Source organism: Streptomyces sp. NBC_00464 (assembly GCF_036013915.1).
Taxonomy (GTDB): domain Bacteria; phylum Actinomycetota; class Actinomycetes; order Streptomycetales; family Streptomycetaceae; genus Streptomyces.
Map to the genome: position 1 here is coordinate 1,879,455 of NZ_CP107899.1, position 19,385 is coordinate 1,898,839.

General features: G+C 70.0%; 17 protein-coding genes. 9 read left to right on the forward strand and 8 right to left on the reverse strand.

Going from position 1 to position 19,385, the window contains the following annotated elements; translation table 11 throughout:
• Positions 1 to 105 precede the first annotated feature (105 nt).
• Positions 106 to 921, reverse strand: coding sequence for a glycoside hydrolase family 25 protein (locus tag OG912_RS07970; RefSeq protein ID WP_327708765.1), 816 nt, complete (start codon positions 919 to 921; stop codon positions 106 to 108).
• Positions 922 to 1,280: 359 nt separating this feature from the next.
• On the opposite strand from OG912_RS07970, the gene OG912_RS07975 reads away from it, so the two are divergent.
• The 3 genes from OG912_RS07975 (at position 1,281) to OG912_RS07985 (ending at position 3,679) form a co-directional block, all read left to right on the forward strand.
• Positions 1,281 to 2,384 (forward strand): peptidoglycan-binding protein, encoded by a 1,104-nt coding sequence (locus OG912_RS07975; RefSeq protein WP_327708766.1) that lies wholly within the window; start codon positions 1,281 to 1,283, stop codon positions 2,382 to 2,384.
• Between the two features lie 262 nt (positions 2,385 to 2,646).
• Positions 2,647 to 2,997, forward strand: coding sequence for a hypothetical protein (locus tag OG912_RS07980; protein ID WP_327708767.1), 351 nt, complete (start codon positions 2,647 to 2,649; stop codon positions 2,995 to 2,997).
• A 115-nt stretch (positions 2,998 to 3,112) separates the two neighbouring features.
• On the forward strand, positions 3,113 to 3,679 hold the full coding sequence (locus OG912_RS07985; protein WP_327708768.1) for a L,D-transpeptidase: 567 nt from the start codon (positions 3,113 to 3,115) through the stop codon (positions 3,677 to 3,679).
• A gap of 29 nt (positions 3,680 to 3,708) precedes the next feature.
• On the opposite strand, the gene trxA is transcribed toward OG912_RS07985, so the two are convergent.
• From trxA to OG912_RS08000, 3 genes are all read right to left on the reverse strand, one after another.
• Entirely contained in the window at positions 3,709 to 4,053 is a 345-nt protein-coding gene (gene trxA / locus OG912_RS07990; RefSeq protein WP_327708769.1) for a thioredoxin, read from the reverse strand.
• Positions 4,050 to 4,466, reverse strand: a complete 417-nt coding sequence (locus OG912_RS07995) for a MerR family transcriptional regulator (protein WP_327708770.1) — start codon at positions 4,464 to 4,466, stop codon at positions 4,050 to 4,052. Before OG912_RS07995 ends, trxA begins: the two co-directional genes overlap by 4 nt.
• A gap of 123 nt (positions 4,467 to 4,589) precedes the next feature.
• The gene (locus tag OG912_RS08000; RefSeq protein WP_327708771.1) at positions 4,590 to 5,951 is read right to left on the reverse strand and encodes a cation:dicarboxylate symporter family transporter; all 1,362 of its coding nucleotides are present in this window, start codon (positions 5,949 to 5,951) and stop codon (positions 4,590 to 4,592) included.
• A gap of 130 nt (positions 5,952 to 6,081) precedes the next feature.
• Between OG912_RS08000 and OG912_RS08005 the strand changes: the two genes are divergently transcribed.
• The 3 genes from OG912_RS08005 (at position 6,082) to OG912_RS08015 (ending at position 9,225) form a co-directional block, all read left to right on the forward strand.
• Positions 6,082 to 7,758 carry a sensor histidine kinase gene (locus OG912_RS08005; protein ID WP_327708772.1) on the forward strand — a complete coding sequence of 559 codons (1,677 nt, stop codon included), beginning with the start codon at positions 6,082 to 6,084 and terminating at the stop codon, positions 7,756 to 7,758.
• Positions 7,755 to 8,429 (forward strand): response regulator, encoded by a 675-nt coding sequence (locus OG912_RS08010; RefSeq protein WP_327708773.1) that lies wholly within the window; start codon positions 7,755 to 7,757, stop codon positions 8,427 to 8,429. The genes OG912_RS08005 and OG912_RS08010 overlap by 4 nt, the downstream gene beginning before the upstream one ends.
• A gap of 172 nt (positions 8,430 to 8,601) precedes the next feature.
• Positions 8,602 to 9,225, forward strand: a complete 624-nt coding sequence (locus OG912_RS08015; protein WP_327713370.1) for a helix-turn-helix domain-containing protein — start codon at positions 8,602 to 8,604, stop codon at positions 9,223 to 9,225.
• A 703-nt stretch (positions 9,226 to 9,928) separates the two neighbouring features.
• On the opposite strand, the gene OG912_RS08020 is transcribed toward OG912_RS08015, so the two are convergent.
• Complete coding sequence (locus tag OG912_RS08020; protein WP_327708774.1) at positions 9,929 to 10,954, reverse strand: ATP-dependent 6-phosphofructokinase; 1,026 nt, start codon at positions 10,952 to 10,954, stop codon at positions 9,929 to 9,931.
• Between the two features lie 263 nt (positions 10,955 to 11,217).
• Here OG912_RS08020 and pta point away from each other — a divergent pair, with 263 nt between their 5' ends.
• The 3 genes from pta to pyk all read left to right on the forward strand — a co-directional run bounded on the left by pta (position 11,218) and on the right by pyk (position 16,048).
• The gene (gene pta, locus OG912_RS08025) at positions 11,218 to 13,299 is read left to right on the forward strand and encodes a phosphate acetyltransferase (RefSeq protein WP_327708775.1); all 2,082 of its coding nucleotides are present in this window, start codon (positions 11,218 to 11,220) and stop codon (positions 13,297 to 13,299) included.
• Positions 13,296 to 14,537, forward strand: a complete 1,242-nt coding sequence (locus tag OG912_RS08030) for an acetate kinase (protein ID WP_327708776.1) — start codon at positions 13,296 to 13,298, stop codon at positions 14,535 to 14,537. Before pta ends, OG912_RS08030 begins: the two co-directional genes overlap by 4 nt.
• A 74-nt stretch (positions 14,538 to 14,611) precedes the next feature.
• Positions 14,612 to 16,048 carry a pyruvate kinase gene (pyk, locus tag OG912_RS08035; protein WP_326738831.1) on the forward strand — a complete coding sequence of 479 codons (1,437 nt, stop codon included), beginning with the start codon at positions 14,612 to 14,614 and terminating at the stop codon, positions 16,046 to 16,048.
• A gap of 93 nt (positions 16,049 to 16,141) precedes the next feature.
• On the opposite strand, the gene OG912_RS08040 is transcribed toward pyk, so the two are convergent.
• From OG912_RS08040 to OG912_RS08050, 3 genes are all read right to left on the reverse strand, one after another.
• On the reverse strand, positions 16,142 to 17,461 hold the full coding sequence (locus OG912_RS08040) for a hypothetical protein (RefSeq protein ID WP_327708777.1): 1,320 nt from the start codon (positions 17,459 to 17,461) through the stop codon (positions 16,142 to 16,144).
• The gene (locus tag OG912_RS08045) at positions 17,451 to 18,044 is read right to left on the reverse strand and encodes a DUF6114 domain-containing protein (protein WP_327708778.1); all 594 of its coding nucleotides are present in this window, start codon (positions 18,042 to 18,044) and stop codon (positions 17,451 to 17,453) included. Before OG912_RS08045 ends, OG912_RS08040 begins: the two co-directional genes overlap by 11 nt.
• 92 nt (positions 18,045 to 18,136) lie before the next feature.
• Entirely contained in the window at positions 18,137 to 18,796 is a 660-nt protein-coding gene (locus tag OG912_RS08050; protein ID WP_327708779.1) for a DUF6230 family protein, read from the reverse strand.
• Positions 18,797 to 19,385: the final 589 nt, after the last annotated feature.

The window sequence follows — 19,385 nt, forward strand, 5'->3', positions numbered from 1 at the left end:
GGCTCGGCTCGGCTCGGCTCGGCTCGGAGAGGTTGCGATCGCAGGGGCGCTCCCGCGGCCAGACCTTCGGGGGCGCCCCGCGCGGTTCGCAGTCTCTGTCCCCGTTCAGGTATGCGCGAGCCGCTCCAGTTCGGCGACGGTGCCGCGAAAGACGTTGAGGTCGGTCCTGTTATTCGATTCGATGCCGGGCACGGTTCCCGTCTCGCTGTGCTGCCAGATCTTCCAGCGGGACCCGGCGCCCGGCACGGTCGTGGGCTCCGACGCACTGCTCCGGTACCGGGGCTGCCAGAGCATGTGGTCCGCGAACAACGAACCGTCGCCCTTCATACAGGCCTTGACGAACTGCTCCGTGGTGTAGATGACCGGCTTGACCTTCATCTCGGCGTCGACGGCCCGCAGGAAGGTGCGCAGTTCAGCCGTACTGAAGTTCCTCGGGCAGGCGCCGCCCGCCTTCAGCTCCAGATCGATGGCGGGCGGCAGTTCGCCGGGCGCCTTCCCCGTGTAGCCGGCCCTCCGCACCGTCGCGACGAAGTTCTCGGCCTGGTCCTTGCCGGCCGTCGTGCCGTAGAAGTGGTACGCGCCGCGGAACAGGCTGGCAGCCTTGGCATTCTTCAGGTCGGCGGCGAGCCACCTGTCCTGATGCGTGGTGCCCTCGGTGGCTTTGGCGTACATGAACGCATAGCCCGCTCGTCGCACCCGCTGCCAGTCGATGACCTTGTTCCCGGGGTGGTTGTAGTGGCTCGTGTCGACCCCTTTGACGCGGTAGTCGCTCGGCGGGGCGGCCTGCGCGGGTGTCACGGCCGGACCGGTGATCAGCGTTCCGGTGATCACCGCCAGTGCGACGTTACGGACGGCTGTCCCGCGCAGGGCGGTGGCGTGGTTCTTCACGACGGTGAGCGCCGCTCGGGCGAAGAGTGGCATTGAGGGCCTTCCGGTAGTCGGGTACGAGGAGCTGGGAGTGCCGGGGCCGTACGTGCTGCCGCGTGGCCCGCCATCCGTCCGGGTGAATACCTGGTCGCGGAGAACCGGGCCGCACGGCCGCGCGTGGTGGCACATGCCGCAGAGCTCTGGGCCTGCCCGACTCGGACGACGTCAAGTCGCCCGGTGGGCAGCGGAGTCAGCATGCCGGACATGTCACCGTTCTCGCTACGATCTGCTCTGCTGTCGGCCGATGCATCGATGCATGCCGCTATGTACATCGCTGACCTGCTGTTATGCCACCAGGCACGAGGTTCGCGGGTGTCCGGCCAGTCCGTATCACGACCTGGAGGAACACGGACATGACGAGGAAGCAGGAGCGTGACGGCCGGCAGGCGTCTCCCGGCGTACTGCTGGCAGAACTGCTCCGTGAGTGGTGGGAGGCCGCCGGAGGGCCGACCGGCGGTGCGCGACCGACGCAACAGGCGCTGGCCTCACGCCTGGGCATCGACCAGACCACTCTGTCGCGCTATCTGAACCGTAATCACCCTTCCACCGCACCGCAGCGGGTGGTCGAGGCACTGCATGCGCAGTTGCGGGCCCCGCAAGCGGAGTTGGAGCAGGCACGGGCGTGGTCCAGGGCGGCGCTGGAGGAGCAGAGCCGCCAACGAGCCGTGAGCAACGGTCCGGCCGGCATCGTGAACGGCGCCGCCGCCCGCGTCGACAGCCCGTCCGCCGACGCCTCGGGCCCGCAGACATCCGCTGCCGGCGACGAAGCCCCCGTCGGAGCAGCCGGCGCGGCCGGTTCGCACAGAAGTCGCGGCCCGGGCCGTCTCCGCCCCCGGTGGCCCATGGTGGTGACGGTGGCACTGGTGGCGGTGGCCTTTGCCGCCGGGGCCCTCACCCAGCAACAGCGGAAGTCCGACCCGCCGGTTACGGCGAGCGGAACGGGCCGGGCGGGCGCGCCCCCTTCGACCGGAGCGCCGCTCGAATGGCCGGTACTGAAGAGGAAGCGGAACGAGGACCAGTTCGTGCGTGGCCGCGCCCTGCAGAACCTGTTGAGGAAGGAGAAGTACGAGCTGGAGGTGGACGGGATCTTCGGAGACCGGACGTACCGGGCAGTCGTGGACTTCCAGCGGCGGAACCACCTCCGCCCGGACGGCAAGGTGGGCGGGGAGACCTGGCCGGCGCTGGTCGAGGAGCTCACGCTGGGAAGCCGCGGTTTCGCGGTCCTTGCCGCGCAGGAGCTGCTGGACAACACGGATCTGGGCGGCACGGAGGTGACGGGGACGTTCACCCCGACGAACGCCGCCGAGGTGAGCTTCTTCCAGCAGAGGCACGGCCTGCCCCGGACCGGCCGGGTCGACACGGACACCTGGCTGGCTCTGCTGGTGTTCCAGAGCGACCCCCAGGACACGCCCTCGTACCAGAAGTCCGCGAGCCCGTCCGGGCCCGCGTCCCCGTGACCGGCGCCGCCCGAAGGCGGCACAGCGTGGTGCACCTTCCGTGCCTGACGACATAACAGCAGTTCAGAGGCGGTGCGCACCGAGCTGCATCCATGCACCTACGCAGGCGCCAGGCAACCCTTCTTCCTGCCTGTGCCGCCGGGGCAGTCTGGTGGTGCGCCGAGCGGTCGGCCGGTCCCAGAACGGTCCGGCCGCTCATGGGACGTACATCCGCAGTTCGGTCCCGGCGCGATTCCCCTCAGCCCTGCTCAAGGAGTTCCACATGCCCGCTGTCCGCAAGACCCTCATCTCCGCCCTCTCCACCGCCGTGCTCGCCGGTGGGCTGGCCCTCGGCGCGGCCGGCGTGGCGAACGCCGACGGGTGCGGCGCCACTCGGTCCCCGAAGATCGACGGCGCCATGGCCTCCTGGACGATCACCTGCCCTACGAAGAACTCAGTGCGGGTGACCGGGTGGGTCGAGGACACCAGCATGGACGGGGACTGCGCCATCGTCCGCGTCGTCGCCAACAGCACACAGCAGGCGAAGAAGGCGTGCGGCTCGGACGTCCGGGAGCACTTCACCTTCGACTTCCCGGGGACGCAGTCGGCCGAGGCGCGCCTGGCCACCGCCTGATCCGGACCACCGGCGGGGCGGGCCACCGGGCCCGCCCCGCGCACTCAGGCACGGCCCGTGCCTGACACACGCCGCAGCCGGCAGGCCGACTGCGCAGATGGAGCGAGGTACTCACATGAAGGCGAACATGTCCAAGCGGCTCGTCCCCGGTGTCCTGACGGCAGCGGCAATGATGACCGCGGTGGTGGCACTGCCTCCCACCGGTGCCACCGCCGAGGCGGCGGCACCGGTGACGACCCTGGTGTTCGACAAGAACCCCGCGGACCCCACCCGGTCGACCCTTTCGGTCTACAAGGGGGGCGTCCCCCAGTCGAAACCGTTCCGGGCCGGGTCCGGCGTCGGTCTCACGGACGAGTGTGTCCGCAACAAGGGATGGATTCCGAACGGCAACTGGAAGATCAAGCTGAAGGACAAGCGCTACGACGGACAGTTCATCAAGGGTTACGCCGTCCTGCTGGAGAACATGAGGTGCGCCCGGAAGTCGACGCCCCGCACCGAGATGTTCATCCACTCCGAGATGAACCGTGACGGCAGCCAGGGGAAGTCGGAGGCCCGCCGCTGGGATGGCGCCGGTGACTACAAGTCGAACGGCTGCGTGAAACTGAGTCCTTCCGACATCACCGAGTTGTTCGGCCTCCTGAACCGCATCGGCTGGCCGACCCACCTCCGGGTGGTCTCCTGACCCTCAGGTGGGCTCCCGGCCGTCACGCATCAGACCACCGCAGGCAGCACGTCCTCCAGCTCCTGGAGCAGACGGCGCTTGGGGCGGGCGCCCACCATCGACTTCACCGGTTCGCCGTCCTGGAAGACCATCAGCGTCGGCATCGACAGCACCGCGTAGCGGCCCGTGATCTCCGGGTTGTGGTCCACGTCGATCTGCACCACCTTGATCCGGCCGCTCTCCTCCTCGGCGATGGCGCTGAGCACCGGGGCCAGCTGGCGGCAGGGGCCGCACCAGTCGGCGGTGAATTCGACCAGGACCGGCACACCGGCTGCCAGGACCTCGGCGTCGAACGTCGTGTCGGTGACCTCGGCGACACCTTCTGCGTGGATCATCCTTCGTCCTCCCAGTTCAGTTCACAACGTGGTTCGGGGCCGCCCGTCAGCTCGGCGGAGGCCTCGACTTCGGCGCGGGCCAGCTGGGCGCCCACCTCCGTGCGGACCGACTGCAACTGGCCGATGAGCGCGTCCAGCTCGCCGAGCTTGCGCCGGTAGACGGCCAGCGAGGCCGGGCAGGCGTCGCCCGCCGGATGGCCGGCGCGCAGGCAGTCGACGAAGGGCCGGGTCTCCTCCAGGTCGAACCCGAAGTCCTGAAGGGTCCGGATCTGCTGGATCAGCCGCAGGTCCCCCTCGTCGTACGTGCGGTAGCCGTTCTCCGCACGGCGTGCGGGCAGCAGGCCCCGTGACTCGTAGTACCGCAGCGTCCGTGTCGTCGTCCCGGCGCGTTCGGCCAGTTCCCCGATTCGCATGCCACGACCGTAATCCTTGACGTCGGCGTCAAGGCAAGGGCGGGAGGGCGGACGGGCGGACACACACGGATGCGGCCGGTCCGGGAATCCCGTACCGGCCGCATCCTTGAACGCGCTACACCTCTACGCCTTCGCGAGCGAGGGCTGCTCCTCGCCGCCGTCCCTGGCCTCGGGGACGTACGGCTCGGCGGGCCCCTCGTCCGTGATCATCTTCTCGTCGAACGGGAGTGATCCGGAGAGGACTCGGTCCACCCGCTCCTTGTCGATCTCCTTGGTCCAGGTGCCGACGAGTACCGTGGCCACCGCGTTGCCCGCGAAGTTCGTCAGCGCGCGGGCCTCGCTCATGAAGCGGTCGATGCCGACGATCAGGCCGACACCGTCCACCAACTCGGGCCGGTGCGACTGAAGGCCCCCGGCGAGGGTGGCCAGTCCGGCGCCGGTGACGCCCGCCGCGCCCTTCGAGGCGATCACCATGAAGACCAGCAGCGAGATCTGCTCGCCGATGCTCAGCGGGTCGCCCGTCGCGTTGGCAATGAAGAGCGAGGCCATCGTGAGGTAGATCGCGGTGCCGTCGAGGTTGAAGGAGTAGCCGGTCGGCACGGTGATGCCGACGACGGGCTTGCTGACGCCCATGTGCTCCATCTTCGCGATCAGCCGCGGCAGGGCCGACTCGGACGAGGAGGTGGAGAGGATGAGCAGGAACTCCCGGCCCAGGTACTTCAGCAGGGCGAAGATGTTGACCCCGGCCACCAGGCGCAGGATCGTGCCCAGGATCACGAACACGAAGAGCGCGCAGGTGACGTAGAAGCCGATCATGATGACCGCGAGGGACTTCAGCGCGTCCACGCCGGTCTCGCCGACCACCGCGGCCATGGCGCCGAACGCGCCGACCGGGGCCACCCACATGATCATGGCGAGGATGCGGAAGACCAGGCGCTGGATGTGGCCGATGCCGCGCAGGACCGGCTCGCCCGCCGAGCCCAGGGCCTGGAGTGCGAAGCCCGCGAGCAGGGCGATGAGCAGGGTCTGGAGGACCTCGCCCTCGGTGAACGCCGACACGATGGTGGTGGGGATGACGCCGAGCAGGAAGTCCGCGGTGGACTCGCTGTCCCCCGCCTGCGCCTCACCGGCGGCGCGGGTCGCCTCGGTGAGGTGGAGGCTGGAGCCGGGCTCCAGGATGTTGCCGACGACCAGACCGATGGCCAGGGCCACGGTCGACATCACCAGGAAGTAGCCGAGGGCCAGACCGCCGACGGCGCCGACCTTGGCGGCCTTGCGTACGGAGCCGACGCCCAGCACGATCGTGCAGAAGATGATCGGCGAGATCATCATCTTGATGAGGTTGACGAAGCCGGTTCCGATCGGCTTGAGCTCGACGGCGGCGTCCGGAGCGACGAGGCCCACCAGAATGCCGAGGCCCACCGCCGCGATCACGGCGAGATACAGATATTTCGTACGGTCCCGCTTGGCGGCGGCCACTCCCACGGGGGTCTCCTCGGCTCGGTCCTGTCACTCCCCCGTCCCTGGGGGCCCCGGCGACTATCCCGCCCTCTGTGACGCCGGTCACCCTTGTGTGCATTTCGTTCATAGGTTTTCGGCCAGGCAGACTGTGGAGATGCGCTTTCCCCGTACCCGCCCGCGCAGCCTCGCGGGCCAGCTCTTCGCCATGCAGGTGGTGCTGGTCGCGGCCGTGGTGGCGGGGTGCGCGTTCTTCGCGTACGTCTCCGGCAGCTCCCAGGCCAAGGAGACGGCGACCCGGCAGGTGCGGGCGGCCGCGCTGGCGATCGCCGGTTCGCCGTCGGTACGGGAGGCGATCCGCACCCCGGACCCGTCGGCCGTGCTTCAGCCGTACGCGGAACAGGTCCGCAGGGACACCGGGATCGCCTTCGTCACCATCATGGATCCGCACCGGGTCCGCTGGACCCACCCCGTCGCCGAGCGGATCGGCGAGACCTTCCTCGGGCACACCGCGCGGGCCCTGCGCGGTGAGACCTTCTCGGAGACGTACACCGGCACGCTCGGCCCCTCGATACGCGTCGTCACGCCGATCCGGGACGGCGGCAGGATCGTCGGACTCGTCAGTGCGGGCATCACGGTCGAGCGGGTCTCCTCGCAGGTGCGGGCCCAGCTGGGCGCGCTGGGGCTGGCGGCGGGCGCGGCGCTGGCGCTCGGCGGCCTCGGCACGTACGTGATCAACGCCCGGCTGCGGCGGCACACCCACGGGATGAACGCCGCCGAGCTGAGCCGGCTGCACGACTACCACGAGGCCACGCTGCACGCGGTGCGCGAGGGGCTGTTGATGCTGGACGGGCAGCGCAGGATCGCCCTGATCAACGACGCGGGCCGCGAGCTGCTGGGGCTCGCGCCCGGCACGGTCGGCCGCCGGGTCGCCGAACTCGATCTGCCCGCACCGCTCACGGGGGCGCTGCTGGCCTCCGAGGAACGGGTCGACGAGGTGCATCTGACGGCGGACCGGGTGATCGTGGTCAACACCCGCCCGGTGGTGGGCGGGGAGCGGCGCGGCACCGTCATCACCCTGCGCGACCACACGGAACTCCAGGCTCTCTCCGGCGAGTTGGACTCCGAGCGCGGGTTCACCCAGGCGCTGCGCTCGCAGGCGCACGAGGCGGCGAACCGGCTGCACACCGTGGTCTCGCTGATCGAGCTGGGACGGGAGCAGGAGGCGGTCGGCTTCGCCACGGCGGAGCTGGAACTGGCCCAGGCCCTGACGGACCGCGTCGTCGGCGCGGTCGCGGAGCCCGTACTGGCGGCGCTGCTGCTGGGCAAGGCCGCGCAGGCGAACGAGCGGGGCGTGGAGCTGGTGCTTGCGGACGACAGCCTGATCGACGACGGGGCCCTGCCCGCGACGCTGCCGCACCGGGACCTGGTGACCATCCTCGGCAATCTGATCGACAACGCGGTGGACGCGGCGTCGGAGGCGGTGACGGGCTCCCCCGTCACCGGCGGGGGCGGCGTCCCCGTCCAGCGCACGGGCCCCCGGCCGGCCCGCGCCCGGGTCACGGTCACCGCACTCGCCGGCGACGGGGTGCTCCTGCTGCGCGTCGCCGACAACGGGGCGGGCGTGGGACCCGCCGACACCACGGAGGTGTTCCGCCGCGGCTGGTCCACGCACGGCGCCGGCCGCGGGCTCGGCCTGGCGCTCGTCCGGCAGGCTGCGCACCGCAACGGCGGGGCGGTGGTGCTGGAACAGGGGCCGGACGGCGGCGCGGAGTTCACCGTACGGCTGCCGCTCGCGCAGCCCAGCGGTGTGCAGAAGGAGAGAACCCCGTGATCCAGGTGCTGGTCGTCGAGGACGACCCCGTCGCCGCCGACGCCCATCAGCTGTACGTGGACCGCGTCCCGGGATTCACCGTGGCGGCCGTCGCGCACACCCGGGCCGAGGCGGTGCGGGCCCTGGACCGCGTCCCGGTCGACCTCCTGCTCCTCGATCTGTACCTGCCCGACGGACACGGGCTGCAGCTCCTGCGCTCGCTGCGCGCGGCCGGGCACGCGGCCGATGTGATCGCGGTGACCTCGGCCCGCGATCTGGCCGTGGTCCGGGAGGGGGTCTCGCTCGGCGTCGTCCAGTACGTGCTGAAGCCCTTCACCTTCACCACGTTGCGCGACCGGCTGGTCCGCTACGCCGAATTCCGGTCCTCGGCCGGTGAGGCGAGCGGTCAGGACGAGGTGGACCGGGCGCTGGCCACCCTGCGCACCCCGCAGCCCGCCCGCCTGCCCAAGGGCCTCAGCAGCCCGACCCTGGAGGCGGTGACCCGTGTGCTGCGTGCGGCCCCGGACGGTGTGACGGCGGCGGCGGCCGGACTGGAGCTCGGCATCTCCCGCATCACCGCGCGCCGCTATCTGGAACACCTGGTGACGGCCGGCCGGGCGGTACGCAGTCCGCAGTACGGACAGATCGGGCGCCCGGAGCTGCACTACCGGTGGCTGGCGGAGGGTCGCTGAGCGGGGTCCGCCGCACCCCGGGAGAGGCCCCCCGGCCTGGACGTTCCTACGATCTGCGGTCTCGGGTGAACACACCGTAGTCATATGCCCTCCGGCCTCCTACGGTGGGGGCGTGCAGCCCACCCCGCCTTTCAACGCCCCCGCCGCGCGCAGACTGCGCGAGGCCCTGGGGATGACGCCCGGCCATGTCGCCTATGGCCTCGGCGCCCAGTACGGACTCCGGATCGGCGCCGAGACGGTCGCCGACTGGGAGCGCGGCCTGGCCCGGCCCACCGAGTACGAACTCACCGCACTGGCGGGGGTGTTGTGGTGCGCCCCGGGCGAACTCCTCACCGCCGCCCGGACGCTGCGCGAGCACCGGATCGCCAGGGAGCTGACCGTGGACGAGCTGGCGGGGCAGCTGGGGCTGTCCGTGTCCTCGTATCTGCGGATGGAGGAGTCGGGCCGGTGGCGGGGCAACGAGCGCCAGTCGACTGCGCTCATCGAGGCGCTGCAACTCGACGCCGCCGGATTCGTGACGGCCACCGGGCGGGACGGGGAACTGGCGGAACTGCTGCGCAGCGCGGTGACGACCCGCTGGCAGGCGTACGTCAAACCGGTGTCGAAGCTCGCGCCGGTGGACCGGGCACCGGTCCAGAAGATGCTGGAGCGGCTGCACTCGGACTACCAGGCGCTGATGGCGACCACGCTCAGCTGGAGCAGCACGGGCACCGAGTCGGCCGGTGCGACCGGGGACGCCGGCCGGGCGTTCCTGGCGGAGATAGTGGAACGGTTCTGGCAGACGGCGGAGGCGTAGTGCGTACCGGGCCCGTCATGCGGTGACCGCGCCCACCGGGGCCCCGGCCCGGTTCATACACCGGTGCCCCCTGGCCTCCGCCTCCCCCTGGGCGCCGGAGCGTATCAGCAGGTCAGCGACGGGTGAACGAAACTACACCCGTCCAATTTCGTTATCCGGCAGTGGAGTTGCGCGGGCTCTGAGTAAGGTCGGCTCGCGTGTAGTTGTGGCCGGCGGGACTTCGGCCGCCGCGGCATCGCCAAGATCACCCGTCGGGGGTGGCATGGGCGCGGTGCTCAGCGGCTGGAGGCTCGATGGCTCGACACGCGGTGCCCCGCAAGGGGAAGGGTGGCCCCGACCCCTGGAAGATCGGGTTCCTGCTGATCCACATGTGGAACAGCTTCTGGAACCACTTCTGAGGCCAGGGCCAGTAGGCGGCGTCCGGCCTTGTGCTTGCCGGCTGGGGCCGGGCGTCCGCCGTCCTGCCACTGTCACGGATTCAAGTGACACGACTTCGGCCACCTTAGCGAACTCGTAAGTGCGCTGGCCCGGCGTTCACTAATTTACTCACAGAGGGTCTTGCGGTCACATTTTATGTGTCACGAAGTGCGGGACTTCGGCGCTCAGCCCTCTCGCTTCGACGCGCCGGAGATACAGGAACGGGCCCCGACCGCCCACGAAGGACAGCCGAGGCCCGCCCATCACCTCGCGCGCCGGTGCCGGCTCAGAAGACCGACTCGGCCTCGTGCATCCGGGACACGGGCACCGTCTTGAGCTGAGTGACCGCGTCGGCCAGCGGCACCATCTCGATGTCGTTGCCGCGCAGGGCCGTCATGTTCCCGAAGTCGCCCCGGTGCGCCGCCTCCACCGCGTGCCAGCCGAAGCGGGTGGCGAGCACCCGGTCGTACGCGGTCGGCGTGCCGCCGCGCTGGACGTGGCCGAGGATGACCGGCCGGGCCTCCTTGCCGAGGCGGGTCTCCAGCTCGACGGCGAGGCGGTTGCCGATGCCCTGGAAGCGCTCGTGGCCGAACTGGTCGATCGCGCCCTTGGCGTACGGCATGGAGCCCTCGGCCGGGTGCGCGCCCTCGGCGACGCAGATGACCGCGAACTTCTTGCCGCGCGCGAAGCGTTCCTCGACCATCTTGACCAGGTCCTCGACCTGGAACTGCCGCTCGGGCAGACAGATGCCGTGCGCGCCGCCGGCCATGCCGGACTCCAGCGCGATCCAGCCCGCGTGGCGGCCCATGACCTCGACGACCATGACGCGCTGGTGGGACTCGGCGGTGGTCTTGAGCCTGTCTATGGCCTCGGTGGCGACGCCCACCGCGGTGTCGAAGCCGAAGGTGCGGTCGGTGGCCGAGATGTCGTTGTCGATGGTCTTCGGGACGCCGACGACGGGCATTCCGGCGTCCGACAGCATCCGGGCGGCCGTGAGGGTGCCCTCGCCGCCGATCGGGATCAGCGCGTCCATGCCGTAACGGCGGCTCAGCTCGGCACAGTTCTCCGCGGCTTCGCGCAGCCGGTCGCGCTCCAGGCGGGCCGAGCCGAGGATGGTGCCGCCGCGGGCGAGGATGCCGCTCACCGCGTTGAGGTCGAGGGGTCGGAAGTGACCGTCGAGGAGGCCCTTGAACCCGTCCTCGAACCCGATGACCTCGTCTCCGTGCCCCACCACGGCACGGTGCACGACCGAGCGGATCACTGCGTTCAGGCCTGGGCAGTCGCCGCCTGCGGTGAGAACTCCGATGCGCATCGTGCTGTATCTCCTGCTCGCTGGGGCCCGTCGTTAGCCGTACGGGCCGGGGGCAACGGCATGATCCCCCGTACCGTGAGTCACGACGAGTGTCCCACGTCTGGTCTGTACCTCGCGCTTTCGGCTGCTCCAAGGGCGGCCGGCGACCTCGGCCGGGGGCCTTCGTCCGGCGGGCGGCCTCTTGGCCCCCGCAGGTATCGTCAAAATGGCGATACCACTCGAACCGGACAATATGTCGGACAAGAGATGACGGGAGAGCACGCGTGACGCGCAGCGTGTACGTGACCGGGATCGACCGGGGAGACGGCCGCCAGGTCGTCGATCTGGGAGTCATGGAGCTCCTGACGCGTCAGGTGGACCGGGTCGGGGTCTTCCGGCCCCTGGTCCACGACGACCCGGACCGGCTCTTCGAACTGCTGCGGGCCCGCTACCGGCTCTCCCAGGACCCGGGGACCGTCTACGGCCTCGACTACCACCAGGCCTCCGCGATCCAGGCGGAGCAGGGTACCGACGAACTGGTCTCCCGGCTCGTCGAGCGCTTCCACCGGGTGGCCGCGGACTACGAGGTGGTCCTCGTCCTCGGCACCGACTTCGCCGCCACGCAGCTCCCCGACGAGCTGGCCCTGAACGCCCGCCTCGCCAACGAGTTCGGCGCCTCGGTGATCGGGGTGGTCGGAGGCCAGGACCAGGACGCGGAGTCGGTGAAGGCCGAGACGCGCAACGCGTACCGCGCGTACGCCGGCCTGGGCTGCGACGTGCTCGCGATGATCGTGAACCGGGTGGCCTCCGCGGACCGCGACGTGATCGCGGAGCGGCTCTCGGCCACACTGCCGGTGCCGTGTTCCGTACTGCCCGACGACCCGGCGCTCTCGGCGCCGACCGTCGCGCAGATCACCGCGGCTCTGGACGGCACGGTGCTGCTCGGTGACGACGCGGGTCTTGCGCGGGACGCGCTGGACTTCGTGTTCGGCGGCGCGATGCTGCCGAACCTGCTGAAGGCGCTGACGCCGGGGTGCATGGTGGTGACGCCCGGGGACCGGTCCGACCTGGTGGTCGGTTCGCTGGCCGCGCACAGCGCGGGCACACCGCCCATCGCAGGCGTGCTGCTGACGCTGAACGAGCGGCCGGGCGAGGAGATACTCAAGCTGGCCGCGCGCCTCGCGCCCGGCACCCCGGTCGTCTCCGTGGCCGGCGGCTCCTTCCCCACGGCCGGGGAGCTCTTCGCCCTGGAGGGCAAGCTGAACGCGGCGACGCCGCGCAAGGCCGAAACGGCCCTGGGCCTCTTCGAGCGACATGTCGACACAGGCGCTCTCCTGGACCGGATCTCGGTCGCCCGCAGCGGCCGGGTCACCCCGATGATGTTCGAGCACGAGCTGTTGGAGCAGGCCCGCGCGGACCGGCGCCGGGTGGTGCTGCCGGAGGGCACGGAGGAACGGGTGCTGCGCGCCGCCGACGTACTCCTGCGGCGCGACGTCTGCGACCTCACCCTGCTCGGCGACCCCGACGTCATCCGCAAGAAGGCCGCGGACCTCGGCATCGACCTGGCCGGCACCCAGATCGTCGACCCGCAGACCTCCGAGCTGCGCCAGGCCTTCGCGGAACGGTACGCGCAACTGCGCGCGCACCGCGGGGTGACGGTCGAGCTCGCGTACGACGTCGTCTCGGACGTCAACTACTTCGGCACCCTGATGGTCCAGGAGGGGCTCGCGGACGGCATGGTCTCCGGGGCCGTGCACTCCACGGCGGCGACGATCCGCCCGGCCTTCGAAATCATCAAGACGAAGCCGGATGCCTCGATCGTTTCGTCGGTGTTCTTCATGTGCCTCGCCGACAAGGTGCTGGTGTACGGCGACTGCGCGGTCAACCCGGACCCGAACGCGGAGCAGCTCGCGGACATCGCCGTGCAGTCCGCGGTCACCGCCGCCCGCTTCGGCGTGGAGCCCCGGATCGCGATGCTCTCGTACTCGACCGGGACCTCGGGGTCGGGCGCCGATGTCGACAAGGTCCGTGAGGCGACGGACCTGGTGCGCGCGAGCCGCCCCGACATCAGGATCGAGGGCCCGATCCAGTACGACGCCGCGGTGGAGCCGAGCGTCGCCGCGACGAAGCTGCCCGGCTCCGACGTGGCGGGCCAGGCGACGGTCCTGATCTTCCCGGACCTGAACACCGGCAACAACACCTACAAGGCCGTGCAGCGCTCGGCGGGCGCCGTGGCCGTCGGCCCGGTCCTCCAGGGGCTGCGCAAGCCCGTCAACGACCTGTCCCGTGGCGCGCTCGTCCAGGACATCGTCAACACCGTGGCCATCACGGCGATCCAGGCACAGGGCGAGGAGCGACCCGCATGACCACCCCCACCGCAGAGAACACGGCAGGAACCGGGGCGAGCCGGGTGCTCGTCCTCAACTCCGGATCCTCCTCCGTGAAGTACCAGCTCCTCGACATGCGCGACCACTCCCGGCTCGCGTCCGGGCTGGTCGAGCGGATCGGCGAGGAGACCTCCCGGCTCGTCCACACCCCGCTGGCCGGCGGCGGTGGTGAGAGCCGGGAGCGCCTCGGCCGGATCCCCGACCACGAGGCGGCGCTCAAGGCGGCCGCCGAGGAGCTGGCCGCCGACGGGCTGGGCCTGGACTCCCCCGAACTGGCCGCGATCGGCCACCGGGTGGTGCACGGCGGGCTGCGCTTCACCGAGCCGACCGTGATCACCGACGAGGTGCTGAAGGAGATCGAGCGCCTGGTACCGGTGGCGCCGCTGCACAACCCGGCGAACATCACCGGCATCCGCACCGCCCAGGCGCTGCGCCCGGACCTGCCGCAGGTGGCGGTCTTCGACACCGCGTTCCACACGACGATGCCGGAGTACGCGGCGCGGTACGCGATCGACGTGGAGACGGCCGACGCCCACCGGATCCGCCGCTACGGATTCCACGGCACCTCGCACGCGTACGTCTCCCGCAAGGCGGCCGAGCTGCTGGGCCACGCCCCCGAGGACGTGAACGTCATCGTGCTGCACCTGGGCAACGGCGCCTCGGCCTCGGCGGTGGCGGGCGGCCGGTGCGTGGAGACCTCGATGGGACTGACCCCCTTGGAGGGGCTGGTCATGGGTACGCGTTCCGGGGACATCGATCCGGCGGTCACCTTCCACCTCAAGCGGGTGGCGGGCATGTCGGCCGACGAGATCGATGAACTTCTCAACAAGAAGAGCGGTCTGGTCGGCCTCTGCGGCGACAACGACATGCGGGAGATCAGGCGCCGGGTCGACGAGGGCGACGAGCGGGCCGCGCTCGCCTTCGACATCTACGTCCACCGGCTGAAGAAGTACATCGGCGCCTATTCGGCGGTCCTCGGCCGGGTGGACGCCGTGGTGTTCACGGCGGGGGTCGGCGAGAACTCCGCTCCCGTACGCGAGGCTGCCATCGCGGGTCTGGAGGAGCTCGGCCTCGCGGTGGACGCGGATCTCAACGCCGTACGGTCCGGCGAACCCCGGCTGATCTCGCCGAATTACGCACGGGTCGCGGTCGCCGTGGTGCCGACGGACGAGGAGCTGGAGATCGCCGGCCAGACCTTCGCACTGGTCGACAACTGAGCACCCCCGCGCCCCTTTGTATCTTCCACCAGACGGAATATTCCGCAGCGAAACAAACCGATAGGATCCGCCTCATGCGCCGTTCCAAAATCGTCTGCACCCTCGGTCCCGCCGTCGACTCCCATGAGCAGCTCGTCGCTCTGATCGAGGCCGGCATGAGCGTGGCCCGATTCAACTTCAGTCACGGTTCCCACGCGGAGCACCAGGGTCGTTACGACCGGGTCCGCAAGGCCGCCGCCGAGACCGGCCGGGCGGTCGGCGTGCTCGCCGACCTCCAGGGCCCGAAGATCCGCCTCGCGAAGTTCGCCGAGGGCCCGGTCGAACTGGTCCGCGGGGACGAGTTCGTCATCACCGCCGAGGACGTCCCCGGCGACAAGTCGATCTGCGGCACGACCTACAAGGGTCTGCCCGGCGACGTCGCCAAGGGCGACCCGATCCTGATCAACGACGGCAACGTCGAGCTGAAGGTCGTCTCCGTGGACGGCCCCCGCGTCCACACCATCGTCATCGAGGGCGGGGTGATCTCCGACCACAAGGGGATCAACCTGCCGGGTGCGGCGGTCAACGTCCCGGCCCTGTCCGAGAAGGACATCGAGGACCTGCGCTTCGCCCTGAAGATGGGCTGCGACCTGGTCGCGCTCTCCTTCGTGCGGGACGCGAGCGACGTCAAGGACGTCCACAAGGTCATGGACGAGGAGGGCCGCCGGGTCCCCGTCATCGCCAAGGTCGAGAAGCCGCAGGCCGTCGACAACATGGAGGGCATCGTCGCGGCGTTCGACGGCGTGATGGTCGCCCGTGGCGACCTCGCCGTCGAGTACCCGCTGGAGAAGGTCCCGATGGTGCAGAAGCGCCTCGTGGAGCTCTGCCGGCGCAACGCCAAGCCGGTGATCGTGGCGACCCAGATGATGGAGTCGATGATCACCAACTCGCGCCCGACCCGTGCCGAGGCGTCCGACGTCGCCAACGCGATCCTGGACGGTGCCGACGCGGTCATGCTCTCCGCGGAGTCCTCCGTGGGCGCGTACCCGATCGAGACGGTCAAGACGATGTCGAAGATCGTCGTCGCCGCCGAGGAGGAGCTCCTCTCCAAGGGCCTCCAGCCGCTGGTGCCGGGCAAGAAGCCCCGCACCCAGGGCGGTTCGGTGGCCCGCGCGGCCTGCGAGATCGCGGACTTCCTGAACGGTGAGGCGCTGGTCGCCTTCACCAAGTCCGGCGACACCGCCCGCCGCCTCTCCCGCTACCGCGCGGCCCAGCCCATCCTGGCCTTCACCACGGACGAGTCGACCCGCAACCAGCTGGCCCTCAGCTGGGGCGTCGAGGCCCATGTGGTCCCGCACGTGGACAACACGGACGCGATGGTGGAGCTGGTCGACGCGGAACTGCTGAAGCTCAACCGCTACAACGCCGGCGACACGATGGTCATCACGGCCGGCTCGCCTCCCGGCATCCCCGGCACGACCAACATGGTGCGCGTGCACCACGTGGGCGGCCAGGAGCGCGAGCGCGACTGACCGCGTCCGCCTCGGACATGACCGTGGGCCGTACCCCTGAAGGAGGGGTACGGCCCACGGTCTTTGTGCGGCTCCCGAACGGGTCCTTGGCCGTCAGCCGGTGCCTTCGGTGAAGTAGTTCTGCAGTCCGGGCACCGTCAGCGTCCCGCCGAACTGGCCCGCCTGCGTCACCTTCACCTTGGTGAAGAAGGCGAACGGCACGTTCAGCGGCGGCGGCGTCTCCGGGCTGAAGGTGATCGGGATGAGGCCGAAGAGGTTGCCCTTCAGCTCCTCCGTGTACATCGTCACCTCGCCGTCGCGGATGGTGGAGGTGGAGCCCTTCCGCGCCTTCACATGGCCGGTCACGCCCGACTGCGGGCCGACCGTCAGCTGGTGGAGGTCCTTGATGTCGACGGAGGAGGCGGTGAACTTCAGCACCTTCTTCGTGGTGCCGTCGCCCTTCTGCACCTCGACGATGCCCTTGTAGTCGAGCCCGCTCAGGGTGAGCAGCGAACTCTCCAGGATCCACGGGTCGTTCGGGAGGCGGGGGATGCCCTGCTCCAGATCGGCCGCGGCCAGGGCCTTCGGGTCGGCGGTGGGGCACGGGAAGGAGGGCTTGGCGCCGTCCGGGATGTCCTCGTCCGCCTTGGGGTCGAGTCCCTTGACGTCCTCGTCGAGCTCCTCGACCGGCTTGCCGGCCTTCTCCGCCGCCTCGCGGATGGCGTCGGTGGTCTTGTCGACCGTGCCCTTCGCCGCGTCCGTGGCCTTCTCGGCAGCCTTCTCGACGGGCTTGTCAGCCGCCTCGTCGGCAGCCGTGTCCGTGGTCTTGGCGGCAGCGGACTTCGAGGGCTCCGGGGTCGCGGTGGCCGACGGGCTCGCCGTCTCCTTGTCCGGTCCGTCGAGGAGATCCTTGAGCTTGTCGCCCCAGCCCAGCGGGTCGAGCGGGTTCGTCGACTTCGTGGGAGTGGGACTCGGGCTCGCCGTCGCTGCCGGGGCGTCGGCGCTCTTCCTGGCCGCGTCGGCCGCCGCTTCGTCGGTGGCGCTCGCCGACGCCGACGGGGTGGCCGTGGGCTTCGCGGTCGCCTCGTCGCTCTTGGCCGGCGTGGGCTCGGCTTTCTCCGTTGCCGACGGGGACGGCGTCTTCGACGCCGAGGGCGACGGTTCCGCCGACTCGCTCGGCTCGTCGGAGCGGGTCACACAGGGGCCGGGCGCGAAGGGAATGTCGGTGGCGTCGTCGGCCATCGCGAGCTTGGGGGTGAGCCCCATCCCTACGAAGACCGCCGTCGGCATCGCGGCGAGCGCGAACGCCTTCTTGCCGGCGGGCATGTGCAGCTTCGTCAGCAGCGACTTCCTAGGGGCTGCGTGGCGCGGCCCTCTTCGCTCGTCGAGCTCGCTCTCGCCCGAGGCGTTCACCTGCCTGTCGTCACCCCGCACGATGCCTCCCGCCGTCGGCCTCGACTGTCGAGCCGTACTTCGCCGGCTGCTGTTCGGGAACGCTCATCCCGTGGAGCGCGCCCTCGGGGTGGACCGGGGCGGCCTGCTCGTCCTTCGCGAACGAGATGCCCTCCGGTGCTTCCTCGCCAGGAGCGCCCGCGTCCGGTCCGGCCTCGTCCGCCTTCGGCTCACCCGGGGCCCAGGACACGGAGAGCGCGCCACCGATCAGGGAGAACAGGAAGCCGATCAAGAAGCCGCCGATGTTGGCGACGGGTATGGAGATCAGTGCCAGCAGGATCGACGCGACACCGGCGAACACCCGGACGATGTGGTGGAACCACATCGTCAGACCCAGCGTGATCAGCAGGACCCCGATGATGAGCGATCCGGCGCCCGCGGTGGTGGACATGGCCAGCGTCACGTTGCCGAGGTGCATGTTCGCGTACGGGAAGTACGCGATGGGTACGCCGCCCAGCATGGTGAACAGGCCCGCCCAGAACGGCCGGTTACCCCGCCAGGTACGGAACGTCCGCCGGAAGACGCTGAGGTAGTGCTCGTTCTGCCCTTGGGATTCGGGGCTCATGGAAAACAGCTCCCTGGAACCGGTACTGCTGTGAGAAAGAGAAGGGTGGGTGGCCGGAAGGCGATGCGTCCCCCGGCCACCCTGGCGGGTGCTTAGTAGCACTCCTTGGCGGTGCCCTTGTGAAGGCTCAACTTCAGACCGCTGAGGTTGAAGGTGCCGGCCGTCGTGGCCCATGCCTTCTGGTGGACGCCGGTCAGGACGGCCTCCTCGGCGCGCTGGGAGAACCCGTTGGGGTTGGCCTGGGTGCCGGGCTGGATGCCCATGCTCCCGGGCTTGTCCGTCTTCAGCGAACCCGCAGCCACACCGATGTCGATGTTCTTGAACTTGGCGTCGGCTTCGAGCTGCGACACATCGAGGTAGAGGTCCTTGGCGTAGACCCGGTCGTGTCCCTTGCCGCCCGCCTCCAGCCTCATGGTGATGGTGCCGAGACCGAACGGCAGGTTGGGCGTGACGACCGACTGGCACATGTTCGTGATGTAGGCCTCGCTGAAGCCCGACACGGCCACGGCGTGCCCCCCGCCAGGCTTCTTGGGGTCGGCGTCGCGTTCGGCAGCCACACTGCCGTACTGGACGAAGTCGTACCCTTCGAGCTCATCCGCGCTGACCTTGAACTCCTGGCCGGACACGCTGAACGACGCGGCGAGCGCGCCCTGTGCCAGACCGACACCCACCGCGGCGGTGGCTATCACGCTCGGCACCATGACGACAGCGAAACGCTTCCATCTCGTGCCACCGCGAACCTGGGAACTCATACTTTTCCTCCTTCTCGGACGTACATCTCCGGCCTGGCATCCTGCCGGACCTGGGATGGGAGAAGTGCTACGTCCTCGGAAAGGAGAGCGCCTGCAAACGGGGGCGTGAACCGCGCCCGAATCACCGGCGATCACCCCCGAGCGACAACCACTGGCCACGCGTTCGCGCAACCTGTTTCGGACAGGCCCTGCGGGTCAGCAGGAACCCCCCTGTCCGGAATCGGCGCCACTGCCGCCGATCCACTCGGTGGGGACCCAACAGTGCCGCCGCACCGACTGGCAGCCGGACTGGCGTTATTGGACCGAGCGTGGCCGATCGTGGTCCATTCGCGGCCGTGACACAAGGGGGTTCGTTACTCGCTAGTAACGGCCCGATAACCGACCCACGACCGGGCGGCACCGGGTGGCCACACAGGGTTGCCCCGACCCGGCAGACGAAAGCCATCATTGGCGATCGAAATCGGGCAGATCGCAAAGATCGACTTACTGCGAGTAACAAGCCGTGCTTTTATCAAGATTTGGTAAAGCGGAGGGGGAGCAGAGGGGGATCAGCAGGCTCTCTTATCGCCGGAACGCGAAAACGGCCGCG

Excerpts from the sequence above, each read along its gene's own strand:
- OG912_RS07970 (WP_327708765.1), bottom strand. The coding sequence starts at position 921 with ATGCCACTCTTCGCCCGAGCGGCGCTCACCGTCGTGAAGAACCACGCC.
- OG912_RS07975 (WP_327708766.1), top strand. The coding sequence starts at position 1,281 with ATGACGAGGAAGCAGGAGCGTGACGGCCGGCAGGCGTCTCCCGGCGTA.
- OG912_RS07980 (WP_327708767.1), top strand. The coding sequence starts at position 2,647 with ATGCCCGCTGTCCGCAAGACCCTCATCTCCGCCCTCTCCACCGCCGTG.
- OG912_RS07985 (WP_327708768.1), top strand. The coding sequence starts at position 3,113 with ATGAAGGCGAACATGTCCAAGCGGCTCGTCCCCGGTGTCCTGACGGCA.
- trxA (WP_327708769.1), bottom strand. The coding sequence starts at position 4,053 with ATGATCCACGCAGAAGGTGTCGCCGAGGTCACCGACACGACGTTCGAC.
- OG912_RS07995 (WP_327708770.1), bottom strand. The coding sequence starts at position 4,466 with ATGCGAATCGGGGAACTGGCCGAACGCGCCGGGACGACGACACGGACG.
- OG912_RS08005 (WP_327708772.1), top strand. The coding sequence starts at position 6,082 with ATGCGCTTTCCCCGTACCCGCCCGCGCAGCCTCGCGGGCCAGCTCTTC.
- OG912_RS08015 (WP_327713370.1), top strand. The coding sequence starts at position 8,602 with ATGACGCCCGGCCATGTCGCCTATGGCCTCGGCGCCCAGTACGGACTC.
- OG912_RS08020 (WP_327708774.1), bottom strand. The coding sequence starts at position 10,954 with ATGCGCATCGGAGTTCTCACCGCAGGCGGCGACTGCCCAGGCCTGAAC.
- OG912_RS08030 (WP_327708776.1), top strand. The coding sequence starts at position 13,296 with ATGACCACCCCCACCGCAGAGAACACGGCAGGAACCGGGGCGAGCCGG.
- pyk (WP_326738831.1), top strand. The coding sequence starts at position 14,612 with ATGCGCCGTTCCAAAATCGTCTGCACCCTCGGTCCCGCCGTCGACTCC.
- OG912_RS08045 (WP_327708778.1), bottom strand. The coding sequence starts at position 18,044 with ATGAGCCCCGAATCCCAAGGGCAGAACGAGCACTACCTCAGCGTCTTC.
- OG912_RS08050 (WP_327708779.1), bottom strand. The coding sequence starts at position 18,796 with ATGAGTTCCCAGGTTCGCGGTGGCACGAGATGGAAGCGTTTCGCTGTC.